This is a genomic window from Flavobacterium sp. SLB02 (genome assembly GCF_009664855.1).
Taxonomy (GTDB): domain Bacteria; phylum Bacteroidota; class Bacteroidia; order Flavobacteriales; family Flavobacteriaceae; genus Flavobacterium.
In genome coordinates, this window is record NZ_CP045928.1 from 5,234,855 (window position 1) to 5,254,213 (window position 19,359).

Sequence of the window (19,359 nt, forward strand, 5' to 3'; positions counted from 1 at the left end):
ATTTTGTCTAATGTAAAAAAATCTTGATTTTGTCTTTTTTATATATAACAACTGCAGAAACAAAATTCCAGAAAAAAGAACTGCAGAAAAAAGCAGCAGCTGCGCCAGTCATTCCGTAAATTGGAATCAAAAATCGATTTAGAATAAAGTTAATGATAACCGCTCCTATCAAAATTACCTGAAAAATATGTTGTCTTCCTGTCATATTCAGATAAACTGGAGCTGAACCAAATAAAGAGCAAATTCCCTGACCAATTATTAAAATTAGAAAGGATTTCTGCGCTATGATGTATTGGTTTCCAAACAAGGACAAAACATAATCAGAAAATACAGAAATTAAGATTATCACCGGAAAACTAATGCAAAAAATTAAACGAGCACTGCTTTGCAATGTTTTTTTTAATTCTATCCAATTCTGATTTGAAAAATACTCCGCAATTTTTGCCGAAACAGTTATGTTTATTGTCAAGATTATTACAGAAACAATTGTCATTATTTTAACTCCGACAGAATAAAAAGCTACTGTTTCATCATTTTGATATTTTTTTAAAAACATAATATCAAAAGACATTAATAAAAACATTGCCATTCCGCTTATTGCAATGGGATACGATTTTGTAAAAATCTCTTTTGAAGTAAAAATCTCATCTGATACTGTCTCCTTTTTATTAAAATAAATAAATACTAAAACAGAACTTATAAGGGCTAGAAAAATAAAACCAATTAAAAAAACATCTACCAAATAAGCTTCTAAATGCATGTAAAATAAAACTACAGAGCCAATTATCAACGGAATATATTTGATAATATTTCTAAATAATTCTGCAACATACAATTTGTCTAATGCTCTGAAAACCTCTGTATTTAAAAGCGATAATCCGTGAAAAAATAATATGACTGAACTCTTTAAAAGGATTGGGTATACCTCATCATCCAGAAAATAAGTATTAATTCTTTTTTTATCAATAATAAGAAAAAGAGCTAAAATTAATAGTGAAGTTAAAAATAACATCCTTACCATTTTTAAATACACCATTTTCAATTGTCGTACCTCTTTCTGACTTGCCAACCTTCCTTTAAAATATAAAATGGACTGATCAAAACCCAATAGACAAATACTTCCAACTGCTAAAAGATATGAACGCACAAAATCATACTGTCCCACTAATTTTGGACTGTATGATTTTGTTAAAAATATGGTGAAACCAAATAACAAAAGAACTCCAAAAATTCGCAAAGCCAAAGTTCCTAAACTCTGTTTTATGAATGAGTTTTTTGAAATTCTTTCAATCATTTTAAACGTCTTCAATATTATATTATTTAACCTGAGCTTTGAAAAGCTGGTTACGATAAAACTTTAGAAACAAATGAATTAAAACGAAAATAAAAATGAATAAAAATGGCAATAAAAGTTTAAGATTTCCATTTGTAATTTTAGCGCTATGTATATTTAAAGTTGAATTTATGTCCTTAATTGCTTTATCATAATTAATAAGCTTTAGCCTGTATTTACCCTGATCGATTATTAAATATTGTTTTGTTTTAATAATATCGTTAAGCTGAGTGTTTTCATTATAGTAAATCAGCTTATCGTTTTTTGATCCATTTTTTACAGTATTAGAAAAGCCATTTAAAACCTGGTCAATTTGAGCAATAATAGTATCATTTTGAATTATCTGCTGTTCCAGATTTTTATATCCAATTTTTTGAAGCGTCTTAAAATATTCAGAGCTGTTTAAGTATTTTAATAATGGCTCAACGATATCTTTTTCGTTCGTAATTTTGTCGGTTATAAAAGATATTGAATGAAAAGTATAGTTTTTACTTGTGATATTATCTTCTAACACTTTTTTGACCTCGCCAACCTCAGCCATTAATTTAATCAGCTCAAAATTCTGTTCTTTGTCTTCAATAAACTTATAAACATCGGCAATGGGCTTGGTCTCGATTTTTTTTATTGATTTTGGATTTTGAATACCAACTTCATTTTTCAAGAAAGCCGTGTCTCCCGCAATAATTTTAGATTCAATCAAATTTATTTTAGAATAAAGATAATCAACGCTTCCAAAATTTGGAGTTACAATAATCTGATTTTCAAATGTTTTTTTATTTGAATCTAAATACCAGCCAATACCAAACCCTACGATTACTAAAATTAAAACAATAATCCATTTGCGGACAAAGAAATGAATAGACTGAAAAATAATGGAATTAATTCTTTCGAAAAAACCACCAATACTTTTTGAAAGCTGAAAAATATCAATCTCCTGTCCTGAATTATCCTGCGGTACTTTTGTACTCATTTATTATTTTTATTTTACGTTGAAAATTTGTTCCAAAATTTTAATAGTGATCAAATACGTTGGTTTTACACCCGTTGTTCCTAATCCGCCAGAAGCTAATGTGCTTCCGGTTTCTAGAGGATTATCTGAGGCATAATACGCATAACGAACTTTGATATCGTGCGGAACACTTTTTCTGATTTTTGATGCCGATTGAATGGCTTTCTGGTAATAAGATCCTTCCATTTCAAGACCAATTACTCCCCAGGTCGATTCGTGAAAGAATTTCAGTAAATCTCTGTTTTGTAACGATGTTCCTAATACGGTAACCATAGCTCCTTCAAAAACTGCAATATCGTTTCCTTCAAACATGGCACCTGTTAATTCATTTTCGAAGAAATAATTATCTGCAGTTCCTTCGTTTATATGTGCTGTAGGGATCATGATATCACCTTTTCCGCCTTCAAGGATTCCCGCTTTCCCCATTATCGAAACCGATTTTACATTTAGTAAAGTTTCTTTTTTATATGGTTTTAAAAGTTCATCGATTGTTTCGTAAGCCTGCTCGCCAAAGGCATAATCCATTACAATAATAACGGGAGCCGCATCGTCAACAACTGTTTTTGGAAATGCTGTTTTTGCCCAGTCAATTTTTGCAGTATCAAAAATCTGAACGTCGATATTCGTTCCTGAACTATCAGGTAACGAAATCATACCATTTTTTAAGGCCAATTCTTCGACAATACTTCTGGTTTCTTTTGCGCCTGATTTGCTTAATTCTTCATAAATATAAAAGTCAGACTTGTCCTTGAATTTTGTTTTCAACAACGGTGTTGCAAAAATAGAATTCATAACACTATGCATATTGGCACTTATTACGTGTATAGGACGCTTTAAAAGATTGTTTGCCTTAAGAACCTCCTTGATATTGGTAGCCCAGATTTCACCGTGAATATGGTGTCCTAAACGCTCTCTTAATACAGGACTAAAAGTTATCGTTCTTTTATTATTTTCGATTACTTCTTCGATTGCTAATTTTCCTAACCAATAAATTACATGCAGGAAACGATCCGGGGCATTTTCTGAACCAAAAGCATCATAAATATCCAAAACCTCTTCGAAAGTTCTTGCTAAAATGTTGGCAACATGCGAAATTGCTTTTTCTTTTTCTATTTGAGAAAGCTTTTTGGTTTGTAAAACTGCTTGCTCTAATTTTAACCAATCGCGAGACACTTCTCCTCCATCATCTAATAAAACCCTGTTTTTGATTTTATGAGATTCTATGAAAATAAATGTCAAATGCGTCAGGATATCATAAATATCTGATCGCCCGCGAGTGATTTCAACATTCATTTGTTCCTCATCGATTCTGTAACAATTTCTTCTTCTTTTTGGAGGAACAATTGCCTGAAAATGCGATTTAGAATATCCTTCATCGGATGTTAAATTGATGAATCTACACTGCTCAATTCCTATTGGTAAACGTTCTATAACGTACAAAAGCCCGTTTAGTTCTACTTTTTCTTCGCCTATGTTTCCGTAAATTTCCGGACGTAATGCTAGTAATGATTCGCGTAAACTATCACCCGAAACTCCCATTGGTTTATAAAAACCGCGGTTGAATAAGTGACGCATTGTAATGTACATTTTTTCGATTGCTGCAGATGATTCCTGCGCTCTTGATCTTAATATATGTTTGGTTTCTTTCATGCTATTTTATTTTAAAAATCTTCTGTAAGAGAAGAGTAATATGGGTATTTTATCAAACGAAATTAGTAATTAAAAATCAAAACTGTATTAAAGCTTTATTATCTTAAAACTAATTTCAAATTGTTTTTAATTTATAATCATCAAAATTAACTTCTACTTTTTGAAAATTTTGATCTTTTAATAATATTAAATTTATTTTGTTCAGGCATTCCTGGTTGTCTTCTGACATTATAAATGCGAGGTCCCAAATGTCTTTTGAAATAGAGAACGAACCAATGTCTGAATTGACATCTAATAGATATTCATCATTCATCCAAAGCTCATTAATTTTAACAACTTTTGGGTTTATTTCTATTATTGAATCAAAAAAGTCTGGAAAAAAATCTTCATTTTCAGCACCACTAAATATCTCAATTAACAATTTTTGAGATTGATATCCTGGTCTTAAATGATATTTATACTTCATAAACTTTTTCTACTTCAAATTATCCGCAATATCTCTATTATTAGACAATCTCGGAATTTTATTCTGTCCGCCTAATTTTCCTTGCGATTTCATATAATCCTGAAATCCGTTTTTCGAAACTTTTGTTACTACCACTTTTCTTAAAACATTTCCCGTGATCAGATCATCATAATAAATGTTTTGTTTTCGCATCGAATCGTCAATCGCTTCACCAAAGGCTTCTATGTTTTCCGGTTCGTTTTCAAATTCTATAAGCCATTCGTGATACGGCAATCCGCTTGACGGGTTTATTTGAGGCGCAACAGTAAATTCATTAATTACAATTTTGGTTCCTTCTGTGGCTTCTTTCATTGCTTTTTCGACTTCGTTGGCAATAACGTGTTCACCAAAAGCAGAAATGTAATGTTTAATTCTGCCCGAAACGATTACTCTGTGTGGAAATAACGAGGTAAACTGTACCGTGTCACCAATATTATATCGCCAAAGTCCGGCATTCGTAGAAACGATCAAAGCATAATTTACGCCAATTTCCACCTCACCAACTGTATAGCTTTTTGGATTTTCTGAAAAGAATTCATCAGCTTTTATAAACTCATAGAAAATTCCTGAATTCAGTAACAAAAGCATACCTTTTTGTTTTTGAGAATCCTGATAAGCAAAAAATCCTTCAGAAGCAGGAAACAACTCAATGCTGTCTACTTTTCGGCCAATCATTTTTTCGAATTTGGCGCGGTAAGGTTCGTAATTCACTCCTCCGTAAATAAATAAGTTGAAGTTCTTGAATAATTCTCCTATTTTCTTCCCGCCGCTTTTTTCCTGTAATCGCTCAAAATACATTTGTACCCAGGACGGAATCCCAGAAATTATGGTCATATCCTGATCAATGGTTTCCTCTACAATAGCGCTTACTTTGGTATCCCAATCCTCGATACAATTGGTCTCCCAGGATGGCATTCTGTTTTTTTGAAGATATTTAGGTACAAAATGAGCTCCAATTCCGGATAATCTTCCAAATTTGATTCCGTATTTTTCAATTAAAATTGGACTTCCCTGGAGGAAAATCATTTTTCCATCAACAAAATCGGCATTTCCGGTTTCGTATATATAATGCAGGATTGCATTTCGCGAAGCTTCAATATGATACGGCATTGATTCTTTGGTCAACGGAATATATTTTGCTCCTGAGGTTGTTCCAGAAGTTTTGGCAAAATAGAGTGGTTTCCCTTTCCAGAGAATATTTTTTTCTCCCATTCGAACTTTGTCGATGTAGGGTTTTAAATCTTCGTAATCACGAATAGGGACACGTTTTCTGAAATCATGAACCGACTTTATTTTATCAAAATGATGATCTTTACCAAACTGGGTTTCTTTGGCACTATTTATTAAATTCTTAAATACTGCTTGTTGCGTTTCGACCGGCTTATTGGCCCAAGCCTGTGTTTTATAGTATATTTTCGTGGCAAATAATTTTGCAGCTACTGATTTAATCGACATTTGTTATGGTATTATTTCTTGTCACTTTTGTTTTTACTTCGGTTTTTTTCACCCGGCTCCTTCTCCATCTTTGCCACTTCTTCTCTTAACTTAATTTCTTCTTCAGAGGCTTTCATATTTACTTCTGAATGTTCATCAGTTTCTGCTATAATAGAATCTTTATTGAATTTTGCATACTCTAATTCACCTCTCAAAACTTTCTGAATTCCTCTTATATAGGCTTCATTTTTCTTTAAAGCGGTTTCTAGCGAATCTGATTTAATCGCCAGTTCAGTTGCATTTTTTTTTAATTCACTCGAAGAATATCCGGGAATAAATTCACGCAAAGGCGTAAAAGCAATGATGAAAGTAGTAATTAAAATTAAAAATATTCCTCCTAATGTGAACGTTACAAACACATTCATTAAGTTGAGTTTGAATGAAAAAATTTCTTCGAAAGTATCTTCATTCAAAATTACCAATCGGTTTTTGATGAATAAATTTTTTCGGAAATTGAATTTTTTTCTGGTCATTATGGTTGTTTATACGAGCAAATATAATAATTAATCGCCTTGTTGATACCTCACAAAAATGAAGGAATACACTCATTTTAAGATTTTATAAAATATTTAACGCTAGCGGAAACTAATATTTTAATCCAAATCCTGTTGTTCTTCGTATATTCTATATACATTTGCGGAACAATTAGAAAAACAATTTGCTTAGGCATTAAATATACAAACCATGGGAAGATTAGGTCTTACAGAAATCCTCGTAATAGTAGGTATCGTGATATTACTTTTTGGAGGTAAAAAAATACCGGAATTAATGAAAGGTTTAGGAAGCGGAATTAAGGAATTTAAAAACGCTGCTAAAGACGATCAAACTCCTCCTGCTCCTTCTGTTAAAAAAGAAGAAGAAGAAATTAAATAAGAATTTAAACCCTTATTATAAACCCCAAATTACAATTGTAGCTTGGGGTTTTTATTTTATCTAAAAAAACTTACTTTTAGAGTCCCTAAATCAAATAACAATAATTATGAAAAACCTACTTGTAATTACTGTTGCTTTTTTGTGTCTCAAAAGCTACGCACAAAAGCAGCCGTTTCCTGCCAATGCTGTATTTGCAAATGGTTTAATGCCAACAAATAAAAACAGTCAGGATGCTAAAAACAACTACGATATCTGGAGGGCCAATTTTGTTGAAGCCTGTTCGAATGGAAGATACCGTGTAAAATTCGACAATTCCTGGGAAACTGTTTCTGAAGGAATTGGTTATGGAATGCTCCTGAGTGTTTATATGGCCGATAAAACATTATTTGATGGCCTCTGGCTGTATTACAAAGACAATGTAAACGGCAATAAAGTAATGAACTGGAAAATAAACGGCTGTTCCGGAACTATTGGTCAAAACGGAGCAACCGATGCTGAACTTGATGCTGCCTTAGCACTTATCGTTGCCGATTATCAATGGGGAAGCACTGGAAATATCAATTATAAAAGTGATGCCACTGCTTTAATTTCTGCCATTAAAAATTATGAAATCGAAGCCAATACTTTTGTTTTAAAACCAGGAGATCAATTCGGCGGAAGCCAAATTACAAATCCCTCTTACTTCTCTCCTGCCTATTACCGTGTTTTTGGCGTTTTTACAAATGATCCTGTTTTTTGGAATCAGGTTGCAGCAAAATCATATACCATTATCAACAACAATTTAATACAAAATAATGCCGTTGGCGGGCTAGTTTCTGACTGGTGTGAAGCTTCTGGGGCTTATTCTTCTCAAGCTGGTGGTTATAATAACGGAGGAAAAACATATTCCTACGACGCTGCAAGAACGCCATGGAGAATCGCAGTTGAGGAAATGTCGATGCGAAGGCTTATACAAAAAAATCATCTGATTTTGTTCGCGTAAATCTAGGCGGATCTTCTAACATTAAAGATGGTTATAACCAAAACGGAACAGTAATCGGACAATGGCACAACGGGACTTTTGTTGGTGCATTTGCCTGTGCAGCCATGGGAGGCGATAACCAAATGCATCTTGATGCTTCATACGCCGAGTTAAAAAATCTGAATGAACCTGGCAGTTATTTTAATCATACCTTAAAAACATTATACTCTTTTTTATTAACAGGTAATTTTTATTTGCCGCCAACTGCCACTTTATCTACTGGCGATTTTGATATTGAAAAGTCAACGATTACGCTTTTCCCAAATCCGAGTGCTGATCGATTTACAGTTAATGCACCTCAGCAATCTACTATTTCTGTAATTTCTCCTTCCGGGATTGTTATTCATCAACAAAAAACAACTGCTGAAAATACAGAGATCAATTTGGCTAATCAATCATCCGGAGTTTATTTAATAAAGATTTCGAATAACGATTTTAAAAGCATAACTAAAAAAGTGATTTTAAAGTAATTTATAACAACTAAAAATCCCAAACTACAATTGTAATTTGGGATTTTTTTATTTTTTGTCCTCCTGAGCGAAGTCGAAGGATTGGAATTTGGAATTTTTTTTTTGTTTTTTTTAAAGTACCATCGTCAACTGGATTCTCTTTCTATCCTCATCAACCTCAGTTACTTTAACATCAACATGCTGATGCAATTTTACCACTTCATTTACATCGCTTACAAATCCGGCTTTTAGTTGGGAAATGTGAACCAATCCGCTTTCTTTGATTCCGATATCAACAAAACAACCGAAATTAGTGATGTTGTTAACAATTCCCGGCAAGATCATTCCTGTTTTCAAATCTTTAATTGATTTTACGTTTGCATCAAATTCAAAAACCTTAGCCGACTTTCTCGGGTCTAATCCGGGCTTTTCAAGCTCTTTTATGATATCTTTTAGTGTTAGCAAACCAATTTCAGGTGTGATATAGTTTTCGGCCTTAATTAAGGCAGTTTTCTCTTTGTTTGCTATTAAGTCGTTTACCGAAAGTTTCAAATCTTTTGCCATTTTTTCAACAACTGGATATGCTTCCGGATGTACTGCCGAATTATCCAGCGGATTTTTAGCATTCGAAATTCTAATAAAAGCCGCACCTTGCTGATACGCTTTCTCGCCTAAGCGAGGCACTTTTTTTAGCTGTTTTCTATCCTCAAAAGGCCCGTTTTCAGAACGATATTGTACAATATTTTCTGCAAGCTTCTCTCCTATTCCACTCACATAACTTAGTAAATGTTTACTTGCGGTATTGATATTGATTCCAACCGAGTTCACACAACGAATTACCGTATTGTCCAACTCTTCTTTTAGTTTAGTTTGATCAACATCGTGCTGATATTGGCCTACGCCAATGGCTTTTGGGTCGATTTTCACCAATTCGGCCAAAGGATCTGAAAGTCGTCGCCCAATAGAAACCGATCCACGAACCGTAACATCATAATTCGGGAATTCTTCACGCGCAATTTTTGATGCTGAATATACCGAAGCTCCAGCCTCAGAAACGATAAAAACCTGCAACGGTTTATCGAACGCGATTTTTTTGATGAAAAATTCCGTCTCTCTCGAAGCCGTTCCGTTACCTATAGAAATGGCATCAATTTGATACGCATTGACCATCGAACGGATTTTCTTGATCGCCATTGCTTCCTCATTTTGTGGCGCATGGGGATAAATTGTTTCGTTGTATAATAAATCGCCTTTTTCGTCCAGACAAACTATTTTACAACCACTTCTAAATCCCGGATCGATTGCCAGAATACGTTTTTCGCCCAAAGGAGGCGCCAATAAAAGTTGCCCTAAATTGTTCGCAAAAACCTGGATCGAATTGGCATCAGCCTTAGCTTTTGCTTCTTGCAATGTTTCATTTCCAATCGCCGGATTCAGTAATCGTTTATAACTGTCTTCTATCGCTAATTGCAAATGTGCCGTTGTACTATTTTGTTTTTTAATGACGATTTCATCAATAATATCATAAGCTTCGTCGATATCAACATCGACTTTCATCTTAACAAAACCTTCGTTTTCTGCACGAAGCATCGCTAATAAACGGTGCGAAGGCGCTTTTGTCAAAGGTTCTTCCCAATCAAAATATTGACTGAATTTTTGCGCTCCTTCTTCTTCGGCTTTCTTTTTTACGACTTTGGTTCCAATTGTCGCTTTGCGCTGAAATAATCTTCTCAGTTGTTTACGAACATAAATGTTTTCGTTAATCCATTCGGCCACAATATCCCTTGCACCTTGCATAGCAGCTTCTTCATTAATCACATTTTCATTAAGATATTGTGTCGAAATAAAATCGATATCAACATCATTTTCAGACATGATTATTTTTGCCAATGGTTCTAAACCAAACTCGCGTGCGACATCTGCTTTTGTTTTTTTCTTCTTTTTGTACGGCAGGTAAAAATCTTCTATTTCTTGTAAATCAAAACTTTGCTCGATTTTCTGTTTCAATTCCGGCGTAAGTGCCTTTTGCTCTTCTATTGATTTTAGAACGGCTTCTTTACGTTTTACAATCGCTTCGTATTCTTTATGAAGTTTGGCAATTTGCTCGATCTGTACTTCATCCAAATTCCCGGTTGTATCTTTTCTATAACGTGAAATAAACGGAATTGTACAATCTTCCTCTAATAATTTTACCGTGTTTTGAATGTTGATCGCTGCTGTTTGAACAGTCTTGGCAATGAATTGAATATTAGTCATTTTATTTCTTCTTAATTGGCTTTAACACAATGCTTGCTTTACTAAAATCTGCAGATGCATTATAAACTTTTCTATATTCCTGATAAATCTCTTTTGGATAATTTATTGCTTTGTATTTTTCATCAATTGTAATGATAACCTGATTTCCTTCTACTTTTACAGTCGATTTAAAAAAACAATTTTTAGCTTCATCATATTTCATTACTTTATCTATAACTAGGTCATTGTAATGATCTACCTGATATCCTTTTGGAATATTAAAGATAATGTTATGATGGTATTCTTTTGTATATTTTAAATCAATGTCTGTTTTTCTGGTATTCTCCTGATAAAGATTAGCCTGATTTCCTATCACTTTTCCTAAATTAACCATTAACAAATTTCCTGCTTTTTCAGTAAATGATTCTACAGATTCTAGCTTTGAATTAATAACAAACGGCGTATTCGTATAATTATTTTTAAATTCTAAATTTTCGGCTTTATGCTCTAAAAGTTTCACATCTACATCATCAATCGAAATGTCTTTTGCAAAGTCTGTAAGATCCTTTTTTTCATCATTATTAGCCAAATCGTTGTACGAATAACGCAGCATTTGACCTGTATAACCTGTCATTGATAATTTTTTATCAATAATCACTTTTGTCAAATCAGGGTTCAAAGTTAATACTGATTCTGTTGCTATTTTAGTAAAATCTGATGAAACTACCGGAGCATAAACATAACTTTCCTGTTTCTTTTGTACATTATATCCTTTTGCCTTTGTATCCTGATACTCGTAACTTGGATTTCCGTAAGCCAGATATACCTCATTTGGTGAGATAAATTTATTTAAATCTCTAAAATAAAAATTAATATCTGTAAATTCATAAAACGTTACAATCTCATCATCCAGATCCCCTATAAAACGATCTTCGGTAGCAATAATTTCGTATGGAATTTTAAGAATATCAAAAGCATATTTGTAAAGAAAAACAAAATCTCTACGGGCTAATTTTGAATTTCCTTCTGTTATCTTAATTTTAGTATTAATCGTTTCTCCTTCTGCATAAGGTTCAAAATGAGTTCTGATGTATTCGTCCAGAATGGTTAATTTTTCATCATTAGTTTTATCTTTTATATCTAATTTCTGAACAAGTTTTTTTACATCTCCGTTAGAAAAAGCATAGGGTTTGTTTCTAATATAGTTTTTAAAATAAGTTTCCCATTTTTTATTACTCATTTCGGCCGGAGATCCGGTAATTAAATACAGAACCTTGACAAGATTTCTAAATTTTTTAGAACTTCTTTCATTTACAAGCGGTTGTATATTATCTGCAGTATAAAAAATCTTCCCTTTTACTTTATTATAATGAAATTCTCCAGAAGCATAAACTCTTGACATAGCAGATCCGGAATCTGTAAGCGTAAACTCAGCATGAAGTACAGGCGCATCTTTTTGATAAATTTCAATTCCGTTTGAAGTTGGATTTTCTTTTACAATAAAATAATACTCTAAAATATCTCCTTTCTCTACTCCTTCAAAAACAATCGATTTTACATTTTTTAAATCTGAATTTACAATCTGACTTTCAGATAAAACCCTAATATCTCCGTTAGGTTTAATAACTCTTGCATGAAAATCTTTTGTATCGCGAATCGTCGTATTATCGTCGGCAGTAACTTTATTGTATTTACTAATTTCTGAAGACTCATTTATTTTAACTGCAAAATGCTCCATTTTAAATTTTGCAAAACCATATAAATTGGCATTAATTCTGGTATGAACCCATCTTTTATCAAATAAAATTACGGCGGGTTGTTTTTTATATTCTTCGGGAATGCTGGCAAAAATAGGAACGGCATCCCAGGTGTAACTTTTAATTTCTTGTGCCTGTGTTTTTATAAAAAAAGCAAATAGCAGAATGAGTAATATTTTTTTCATTATTTTTTTATTAAGATGATAGATTGGTTGTATTGGCTATTTAATTCGTTTACTAAGGAGTTCCAGTTATCAAAATCAGTTGTTTCGATAACTAATTTTTTAAGTGCTATTTTTTGAGATACAATCAGGCTTTTTTTATCTTTTTTGTATGAAATATCAAAACTTAAAATCTCATTTTCTTTCTTACTGTTTTCCGGAATAAAATCAAGCTGATAGTTTTCAGGTATTTCATAGACATAAGTAAATTCATTGGTAAATACATTGTCGTTTTCTATAGAAAGTTTCCTTTCTTTAACATCAATTATGTATTCTTTAAAAGGAGCTAATAAAATAGGTTTTACAATGATTTTATCGCCTATTTTTTTTACCCACGAATCAAGTTTAAAGTTATAGCTAAGCTCTGCCTCTTTATTTTCGTATTCGTGTTTTTTGACTTCTGTTGTTTCTATTTCCAGTTTTTGGTTGTATCTCGCTAAACCGCTTTTTAAAATCTCTTCTTCCTTTTGTTTATTAGATTCTAAAACATTTAGAAAATCACTTTTCTCATAACCAGAAAGCAGTATTTTTGCAGTACCTGAAACCGCATCTTCATTGATTTTTAATTTAAGATCGACTTTTAGCCTGTTTTCTTTTTTATCAACTACAGGTACTTTTTCAATAACAAATTCAGTTTCAGATATTCCTATAAGTCCTTCTTTACCCTGAGTCATCGCAGACGGAAATGTAAACGGACAAAAAGAATCAGTCCCGTCAACAAAATAACGCTGCTTGTCAATTTTAACAGCTGCGATCATATGATTGCTTACCAATGGCGTTGGAACATCGGCAAAACTATAAGATTTGTCTCTGGTACCTATCCAAACCAAATTTGACTCTAATCCGGCAGTTTTAAACATTTCATTTAACAAGTTCGAAATGTCTTTACAATCTCCGTATTTTTTATCAAAAACAGATGCAGCATCCCGAGGTATAAAACCTCCCATTTCGTACTCAAAAGCCACATAATGAATATTTTCCTGAACCCAATTGTAAATAGCTTTTGCCTTGTCTTTAGGATTTGTTTTCTCTTTTATTAATTCTGAAGCTTTACTTTTAAGTGCCGTTTGGTCTAATTTGTTAATATCTTTTACCAACGAATAATACCATTTATAAAGATGCTCAACATCCGGAAAAAGCTCTTCTTTTTTATTATCCTTAGTATAGCTTTTTATGTAGTATACAATATGCGGCAGAAAATAAGTATAATTGGGAGCACGGTTTTCTTCTTCAAAAGCAGGCATGTCGGTAACCTTCCAGCTATAAACATCTAAATTGCCTTCTTTTGTTTTTTCGAAAACAATTTTATCCTGATGGTCTCCAAAGAGTTTATAACCAATTTCGATTGACGGATCTGATTTTATTTCGAATTTTGAAGCAACAGTCTGCAATTCATGCTGAAAAGCAAAATAAGACAATAACCTCGGTTCGTTTTGTTTTACTTTATAAGAGTATTCGATCTTCGATTTGTCTTCGACATAACTAAAATCAAAGTGTTTGTATTTATTATCACTATAAAAAACATCGCGCTGTTTTAACTCATTGGTGCTAATATCATACTGTGATAATTTATTCCTTTTGTTTGTTTTCGCATTGATTGTAGCTCCTTTTATGCTCGAAATTTCACTAAAATTATCGTACGGAATATTTATAGAGTACTCATTTACGTTTTTACTTTTGGCAATTTCTCTTTGTTCTTCGATAAAAGATTCAATTTCTAATTTACTTTTATTCGATAAATAAACAATTTCATTACGATAAAGTACTTTCGATTTTTCTTGCGCACACAAAAAATGACACGAGAAAAATGCCAGATAAAATATTCTTTTCATTAGGTTTTTGATATAATATTTGGGAAGTTAAGTTTTAACAAAAATAAACTTATTTGCGAAAATAAACAGATTTACTGCATTAGCTTGTTAAAATAATATCTTTGTTCTTTATTTTTAAGCCAATGAATATTCTATTACTTTATTTTATACTTATAAATAGTATTGCCTTTATCTTTGCCGGATACGATAAGTATTTAGCAATCAACCATAAAAGAAGAATTTCTGAAAATACACTTTTTGGTCTTGCCACTACTGGAGGTTGGGTAGGTTTGTTATTAGCAATGATTATTTTTAGGCATAAAACCAGTAAACCTTCTTTTATTCTAAAATTTTCAGCTATTGTTTTTATTCAAATTGCTGTTGTTGTATTGTTTATCTACAATGTTAATATTTTTAATGTTGCCTTATTTTTAGGTAATTAGCCTAATAAATTATAGATATTAACAATATTGATAACCTCATAATTAATTCATTTTAAATTATTTAAACAAAAAACCGGATGAATTTTAAAAATCCGCCCGGCTTACTTATATTATACTGGTGCGAAGCACCGCGTTTTTTTGACTTTTTACTGGCAAGCAATTTTATTCACTCTGTTTTGGTGTCTTCCACCTTCAAAAGCAGTTGTCAGGAATGTTTCAACAATTTCTACCGCTTGTGGGATCGATGTAAAACGCGCTGGGATACTCACAATATTTGCATCGTTGTGTAAACGGGTTAAATAAGCAATTTCTTTAGTCCAGCATAAACCAGCTCTAACTTTTGGGTGTTTATTAACAGTCATTGCAATTCCGTTTCCGCTTCCGCAGATCACGATTCCAAAATCAGCTTTACCTTCAGATACATCATTCGCAACCGGATGACCAAAATCAGGATAATCAACAGAATCTTCAGAATCTGTACCATAATTAGTTACCTCATATCCTTTTGCTTTAAGCATAGCAACAATTGCTTTTTTGTAATCTGGTCCTGCGTGGTCGTTTCCTATCGAAATTTTCATTTTTAAATACATTAAGTTGTGTGTTGCAAATTTACTTAAAGAATATGATATATACTTTACTATAGATTTGTTTATTTTACTGAATTTCAAAATCTAAAAATATTGAAATGATTAATTACAAATTTTAAATTAAATATTTTTAATACTTAGTATATCAGTTTTTTTTACTTTTAAAAAATATAATACTTTGATTTTCAAAAAGTTTAATTCATAAATATAAAAAATGAAATATATCCTATTTATTCTACTTAGCCTGAATTGTTTTTCTCAAACGAATTCTAAAGCTCAATATCTATTTGATGAAAATGATCAACTAATTGGTCAGGATCAATTCAAAAATAAATTAAACGATAAAAAAATAGAACTCATTACATATGAAATAGATACGGCTTTTATAGGACGCTTTTTAAAAAAGAAAGATATTGGTATTTTATCTTCATCCTAAAAAAATTAAAATTTATAATGCATTACAAAACATTAGTACTAAAAAAATTGACGATTCTAAAACTATAATTATTAATTTCTTTTAAAAAGATAATCCCGAACCAAACGGAAGGTGTATTGACTACTAGGTTACTGATAAATCATATAGAAAATTCTTGGAAAACAATACTTCTATAAGTCAGTTTTTTATAACCGAGAAAAATTATGAATATAAAAATAAGAAGGTTTATCAAGATAAAAATGATATAATAAGAGCAACGCTTCTTAAATATAAATTTGCCTGTGGAAACTATATTATTATACATCCTAATGGAAATTTTTATCAAAAATTAGGGGAATATAAACAAGATGAGATTGCGCAAAATCTAATTAATTTTGAATATAAATCAAGCTTATTATAACTCGCTTTATATCATTAAGTTAACGTTATTAACAATTTTAATATATCTATAAGAAGCTGAAAATCAATAAGAAATAAACACAGAATTTGTTAATTTTTTATAATGTTAATAGCAAAACCTAATTCGTTGATATTCAGTTAACTTTAAATTAACATTATTTGTTAATAAGTTCGGATAGAAAATTAGAAGTTTTTTTTGGTTGTGTCGAAAAAAAACCTAATCCAAAACCGGAATGAAATAACCTAATAAAGTTTCATGAATTTTTAGAAAAGTTATCAATATCAAAAATGCCATTTTCAACAAATATCAACATGTGAACTTATCTACAAAATGAATCTATTTTGGGTTGTCAACCGTTGTTAATTAAAATACAAAAAGTCTTATAAATGAATCCTTTAACAAAATATAAGTATGTTGATAACTCAAGATAACTAAGAGAAACTTCATTTCAATGCTTTTAAAAATAAATTTATAGCACATATTAACAAGCTATAATAACAAACAAAAATTAATTTAATTTAAATTTTTCTTTTTGTTGTATTTAATATATGTTGACAACTTTGAAAATTTTAAAAAGAAAAAAAATATTGAAATTGAAAAATTATAGGAGTTTAAACAATTTTAAGTGGGTTATTAAGATTGTCAAGAATTTGCTGAACTTCGTTGAAATCGTTTGGATGAACTTTGAGTTTGATTCCACCCAGAGCCGTCGTGTACATTGGCACGACAGATAAGGTCATTTCGTTCTCAAAGTAATACGGAATCTGTTCTTGCTCTAATAAGTGCTTTAGAACGATTGTTTCGTGCTGATAATTGAATACGGCAATGGTTTTAAAGCTTTCCATAAAGGGTCTTTTTGTAAATATACGAAAGTTATATTTTTAATAATTTATTTGTTAAAATCTATAATCTGATATCTTATTTGTAATTTTAACTTTTTAAGAAAAGATATATGAGTAAGAAAATTAGAAAGCCGATAAAAAATGAGAAAGATTTCTCTAGTAAAATAATAAAAATTTTATCGCAAAGTCCTAATAAAGCATTTAATTACAAACAGATAGGAGCAAAGCTCGAACTTGATGATACAAAAAGCAGAAACCAGATTATAAAAGATTTAAAAATTCTGGCCGCTTCAAAAAAAATTATAGAATCTGAACCTGGCAAATATTTAGTAAAAGCAGAGAGTCAGGATTATTATGAAGGCACAATTGATATGACCAGTAGAAAAACGGCGTATTTTATTTGTCCTGATTTTAGTGAAGATGTATTTATCCCAACCAATAACCTGAATCGTGCTTTAGACAAAGACAAAGTAAAAGTGTATGTTTATAACCGCAGAAAAGGTAAAAGACCTGAAGGTGAGGTTATTGAAGTTGTAGAAAGAAATAAAACAGAGTTTGTAGGAGTTATAGATATTCAGGCCAATTTTGCTTTTGTATCTACTGCAAATCCTAAAATGTATACGGATATTTTTATTCCAAAGGATAAAATTGGAGAAGCAGAAAATGGTGATGTTGTTTTAGTTACTATCGAAGATTGGCCAAAAAGAGCGGATAGTCCCTTTGGATCTGTGATTAGAGTTTTAGGAAAACCAGGAGAACACAATACTGAGATTCACGCTATTTTGGCTGAATACGGTTTACCTTCAGATTTTCCGGTAGAAGTAGAGGTATTTGCACAAAAGATAGACACCTCAATTCAGGAATCAGAAATAGCCAAACGTCGTGATATGCGTGATACCCTTACGTTTACGATAGATCCAAAAGATGCAAAAGATTTTGATGATGCCTTGTCTTTCAAAAAGTTAGAAAACGGAAATTACGAAATAGGTATTCACATTGCCGATGTTTCGTATTATCTTGAAGAAGGAACAATCCTGGATGACGAAGCGTATCAACGTGCCACTTCGGTTTATTTAGTAGATAGAGTAGTGCCAATGCTTCCGGAAGTTTTATCTAATTTTGCATGTTCGTTACGTCCAAATGAAGAGAAATATACCTTCTCAGCCATTTTTGAAATTTCAGAAAATGCACAAGTTATTAACCAATGGTTTGGTAGAACTGTAATTTATTCAGATCAGCGATTTGCTTACGAAGAAGCACAATATATCATTGAAACAAAAGACAATACAATTCCTGTTGATATTTCAATCACTGGAGAATCTTATACAGTTTCAGATGAAATTACTCAGGCAACTTTAAAATTAGATGAATTAGCAAAGATTTTGAGAAAGAAAAGAATGGCCAATGGAGCAATTTCTTTTGATAAAGTCGAAGTAAAATTCAACTTAGATGCCGAAGGAGAACCAGAAGGAGTTTATTTTAAAGTTTCTAAAGATGCCAATCATCTAATCGAAGAATTCATGCTTTTGGCTAACAGAAAAGTGGCCGAATACATTGGTAAACAAAAGAAGACCTTTATTTATAGGATTCACGATGAACCAAACGAAGACAAATTAATTGCGATGCAAACCGTAATTGCTAAATTTGGTTATAAAATAGATTTCCGTAACAAAGGCGATATTTCTAAGTCTTTGAATGCTTTGATGGAAGAAGTAAATGGTAAAAAAGAGCAAAACTTAATTGATACTCTTGCGATTAGAAGTATGAGTAAAGCGAAATATTCGACAGAAAATATTGGTCATTACGGTTTAGCATTTGATTATTACAGTCATTTTACGTCGCCAATTCGTCGTTATCCTGACGTTATGGTACATCGTTTGCTGCAATATTATTTAGATAACGGAGCTTCTGTAGACGAAGAAGTTTACGAAACAAAGTGTTTGCATTGTTCGAATATGGAAAGTTTAGCAACAAATGCAGAACGTGATAGTATCAAATACATGCAGGTTAAATACATGCAGGATCATCAGGACGAAGAATTCCTGGGTGTTATTTCCGGTGTTACCGAGTGGGGAATTTATGTTGAAATTGTTTCTAACAAATGCGAAGGAATGGTAAGAATCAGAGAAATAAAAGATGATTATTATACTTTCGATGAAAAGCAATATGCATTGGTAGGAGCTACTTCAAACAGTATTTTACAACTTGGGGATGAAATATATGTAAAGGTTAAAAATGCCGATCTGGTTAAAAAACAACTGGATTTTCATTTTTTGAGAAGAGCAGAATAGAA

The 19,359-nt window shown here is 31.7% G+C and carries 18 protein-coding genes; 7 read left to right on the top strand and 11 right to left on the bottom strand.

All coding sequences use genetic code 11. The features are described 5' to 3' along the window. Nucleotides 1-7 precede the first annotated feature (7 nt). The 6 genes from GIY83_RS19730 to GIY83_RS19755 form a co-directional block, all read right to left on the bottom strand. The gene (locus GIY83_RS19730; RefSeq protein ID WP_194615014.1) at nt 8-1,294 is read right to left on the bottom strand and encodes an MATE family efflux transporter; all 1,287 of its coding nucleotides are present in this window, start codon (nt 1,292-1,294) and stop codon (nt 8-10) included. 22 nt (nt 1,295-1,316) lie between these two features. After that, complete coding sequence (locus GIY83_RS19735; RefSeq protein ID WP_208683027.1) at nt 1,317-2,303, bottom strand: hypothetical protein; 987 nt, start codon at nt 2,301-2,303, stop codon at nt 1,317-1,319. 9 nt (nt 2,304-2,312) lie between these two features. Continuing rightward, nucleotides 2,313-3,992, bottom strand: coding sequence for a hypothetical protein (locus tag GIY83_RS19740; protein ID WP_208683029.1), 1,680 nt, complete (start codon nt 3,990-3,992; stop codon nt 2,313-2,315). A 115-nt stretch (nt 3,993-4,107) separates the two neighbouring features. Next, complete coding sequence (locus tag GIY83_RS19745) at nt 4,108-4,458, bottom strand: hypothetical protein (RefSeq protein WP_194615011.1); 351 nt, start codon at nt 4,456-4,458, stop codon at nt 4,108-4,110. A gap of 9 nt (nt 4,459-4,467) precedes the next feature. Next, nucleotides 4,468-5,952: a GH3 auxin-responsive promoter family protein gene (locus tag GIY83_RS19750; protein ID WP_194615010.1), complete on the bottom strand. Its 1,485-nt coding sequence runs from the start codon at nt 5,950-5,952 to the stop codon at nt 4,468-4,470. Nucleotides 5,953-5,963: 11 nt separating this feature from the next. Continuing rightward, nucleotides 5,964-6,464, bottom strand: a complete 501-nt coding sequence (locus tag GIY83_RS19755; RefSeq protein ID WP_208683031.1) for a peptidase — start codon at nt 6,462-6,464, stop codon at nt 5,964-5,966. 211 nt (nt 6,465-6,675) lie between these two features. Between GIY83_RS19755 and GIY83_RS19760 the strand changes: the two genes are divergently transcribed. The 3 genes from GIY83_RS19760 (at nt 6,676) to GIY83_RS24995 (ending at nt 8,355) form a co-directional block, all read left to right on the top strand. Then, nucleotides 6,676-6,864 (top strand): twin-arginine translocase TatA/TatE family subunit, encoded by a 189-nt coding sequence (locus GIY83_RS19760; RefSeq protein ID WP_055096778.1) that lies wholly within the window; start codon nt 6,676-6,678, stop codon nt 6,862-6,864. 106 nt (nt 6,865-6,970) lie between these two features. Next, on the top strand, nt 6,971-7,846 hold the full coding sequence (locus tag GIY83_RS24990; protein ID WP_229029140.1) for a glycosyl hydrolase family 8: 876 nt from the start codon (nt 6,971-6,973) through the stop codon (nt 7,844-7,846). Between the two features lie 104 nt (nt 7,847-7,950). Beyond that, nucleotides 7,951-8,355 (top strand): T9SS type A sorting domain-containing protein, encoded by a 405-nt coding sequence (locus GIY83_RS24995; protein WP_229029141.1) that lies wholly within the window; start codon nt 7,951-7,953, stop codon nt 8,353-8,355. Between the two features lie 111 nt (nt 8,356-8,466). Here GIY83_RS24995 and GIY83_RS19770 read toward each other — a convergent pair whose 3' ends face one another. From GIY83_RS19770 to GIY83_RS19780, 3 genes are read right to left on the bottom strand one after another with little or no spacing between them, the layout of a single operon-like run. After that, nucleotides 8,467-10,590: a Tex family protein gene (locus GIY83_RS19770; RefSeq protein WP_194615007.1), complete on the bottom strand. Its 2,124-nt coding sequence runs from the start codon at nt 10,588-10,590 to the stop codon at nt 8,467-8,469. Nucleotide 10,591: 1 nt separating this feature from the next. Next, nucleotides 10,592-12,511, bottom strand: coding sequence for a hypothetical protein (locus GIY83_RS19775; RefSeq protein WP_208683032.1), 1,920 nt, complete (start codon nt 12,509-12,511; stop codon nt 10,592-10,594). Next, nucleotides 12,511-14,379: a DUF3857 domain-containing protein gene (locus GIY83_RS19780; protein WP_208683034.1), complete on the bottom strand. Its 1,869-nt coding sequence runs from the start codon at nt 14,377-14,379 to the stop codon at nt 12,511-12,513. The genes GIY83_RS19775 and GIY83_RS19780 overlap by 1 nt, the downstream gene beginning before the upstream one ends. 122 nt (nt 14,380-14,501) lie before the next feature. On the opposite strand from GIY83_RS19780, the gene GIY83_RS19785 reads away from it, so the two are divergent. Next, on the top strand, nt 14,502-14,801 hold the full coding sequence (locus tag GIY83_RS19785; RefSeq protein WP_194615004.1) for a DUF1294 domain-containing protein: 300 nt from the start codon (nt 14,502-14,504) through the stop codon (nt 14,799-14,801). Nucleotides 14,802-14,947: 146 nt separating this feature from the next. Here GIY83_RS19785 and rpiB read toward each other — a convergent pair whose 3' ends face one another. Beyond that, a complete protein-coding gene (gene rpiB, locus GIY83_RS19790; RefSeq protein ID WP_056243646.1) occupies nt 14,948-15,379 on the bottom strand; it encodes a ribose 5-phosphate isomerase B in 432 nt (143 codons plus the stop codon). Between the two features lie 223 nt (nt 15,380-15,602). Here rpiB and GIY83_RS19795 point away from each other — a divergent pair, with 223 nt between their 5' ends. Together GIY83_RS19795 and GIY83_RS19800 are read left to right on the top strand one after the other, a co-directional pair. Further along, complete coding sequence (locus GIY83_RS19795) at nt 15,603-15,824, top strand: hypothetical protein (protein WP_208683036.1); 222 nt, start codon at nt 15,603-15,605, stop codon at nt 15,822-15,824. A 154-nt stretch (nt 15,825-15,978) separates the two neighbouring features. Next, nucleotides 15,979-16,224 carry a hypothetical protein gene (locus tag GIY83_RS19800; RefSeq protein WP_194615002.1) on the top strand — a complete coding sequence of 82 codons (246 nt, stop codon included), beginning with the start codon at nt 15,979-15,981 and terminating at the stop codon, nt 16,222-16,224. A gap of 611 nt (nt 16,225-16,835) precedes the next feature. Here the strand turns inward: GIY83_RS19800 and GIY83_RS19805 are convergent. Next, nucleotides 16,836-17,069: a DUF2007 domain-containing protein gene (locus GIY83_RS19805; RefSeq protein ID WP_194615001.1), complete on the bottom strand. Its 234-nt coding sequence runs from the start codon at nt 17,067-17,069 to the stop codon at nt 16,836-16,838. Between the two features lie 107 nt (nt 17,070-17,176). On the opposite strand from GIY83_RS19805, the gene rnr reads away from it, so the two are divergent. Further along, nucleotides 17,177-19,357 (top strand): ribonuclease R, encoded by a 2,181-nt coding sequence (rnr, locus tag GIY83_RS19810; RefSeq protein ID WP_208683038.1) that lies wholly within the window; start codon nt 17,177-17,179, stop codon nt 19,355-19,357. Nucleotides 19,358-19,359 lie beyond the last annotated feature (2 nt).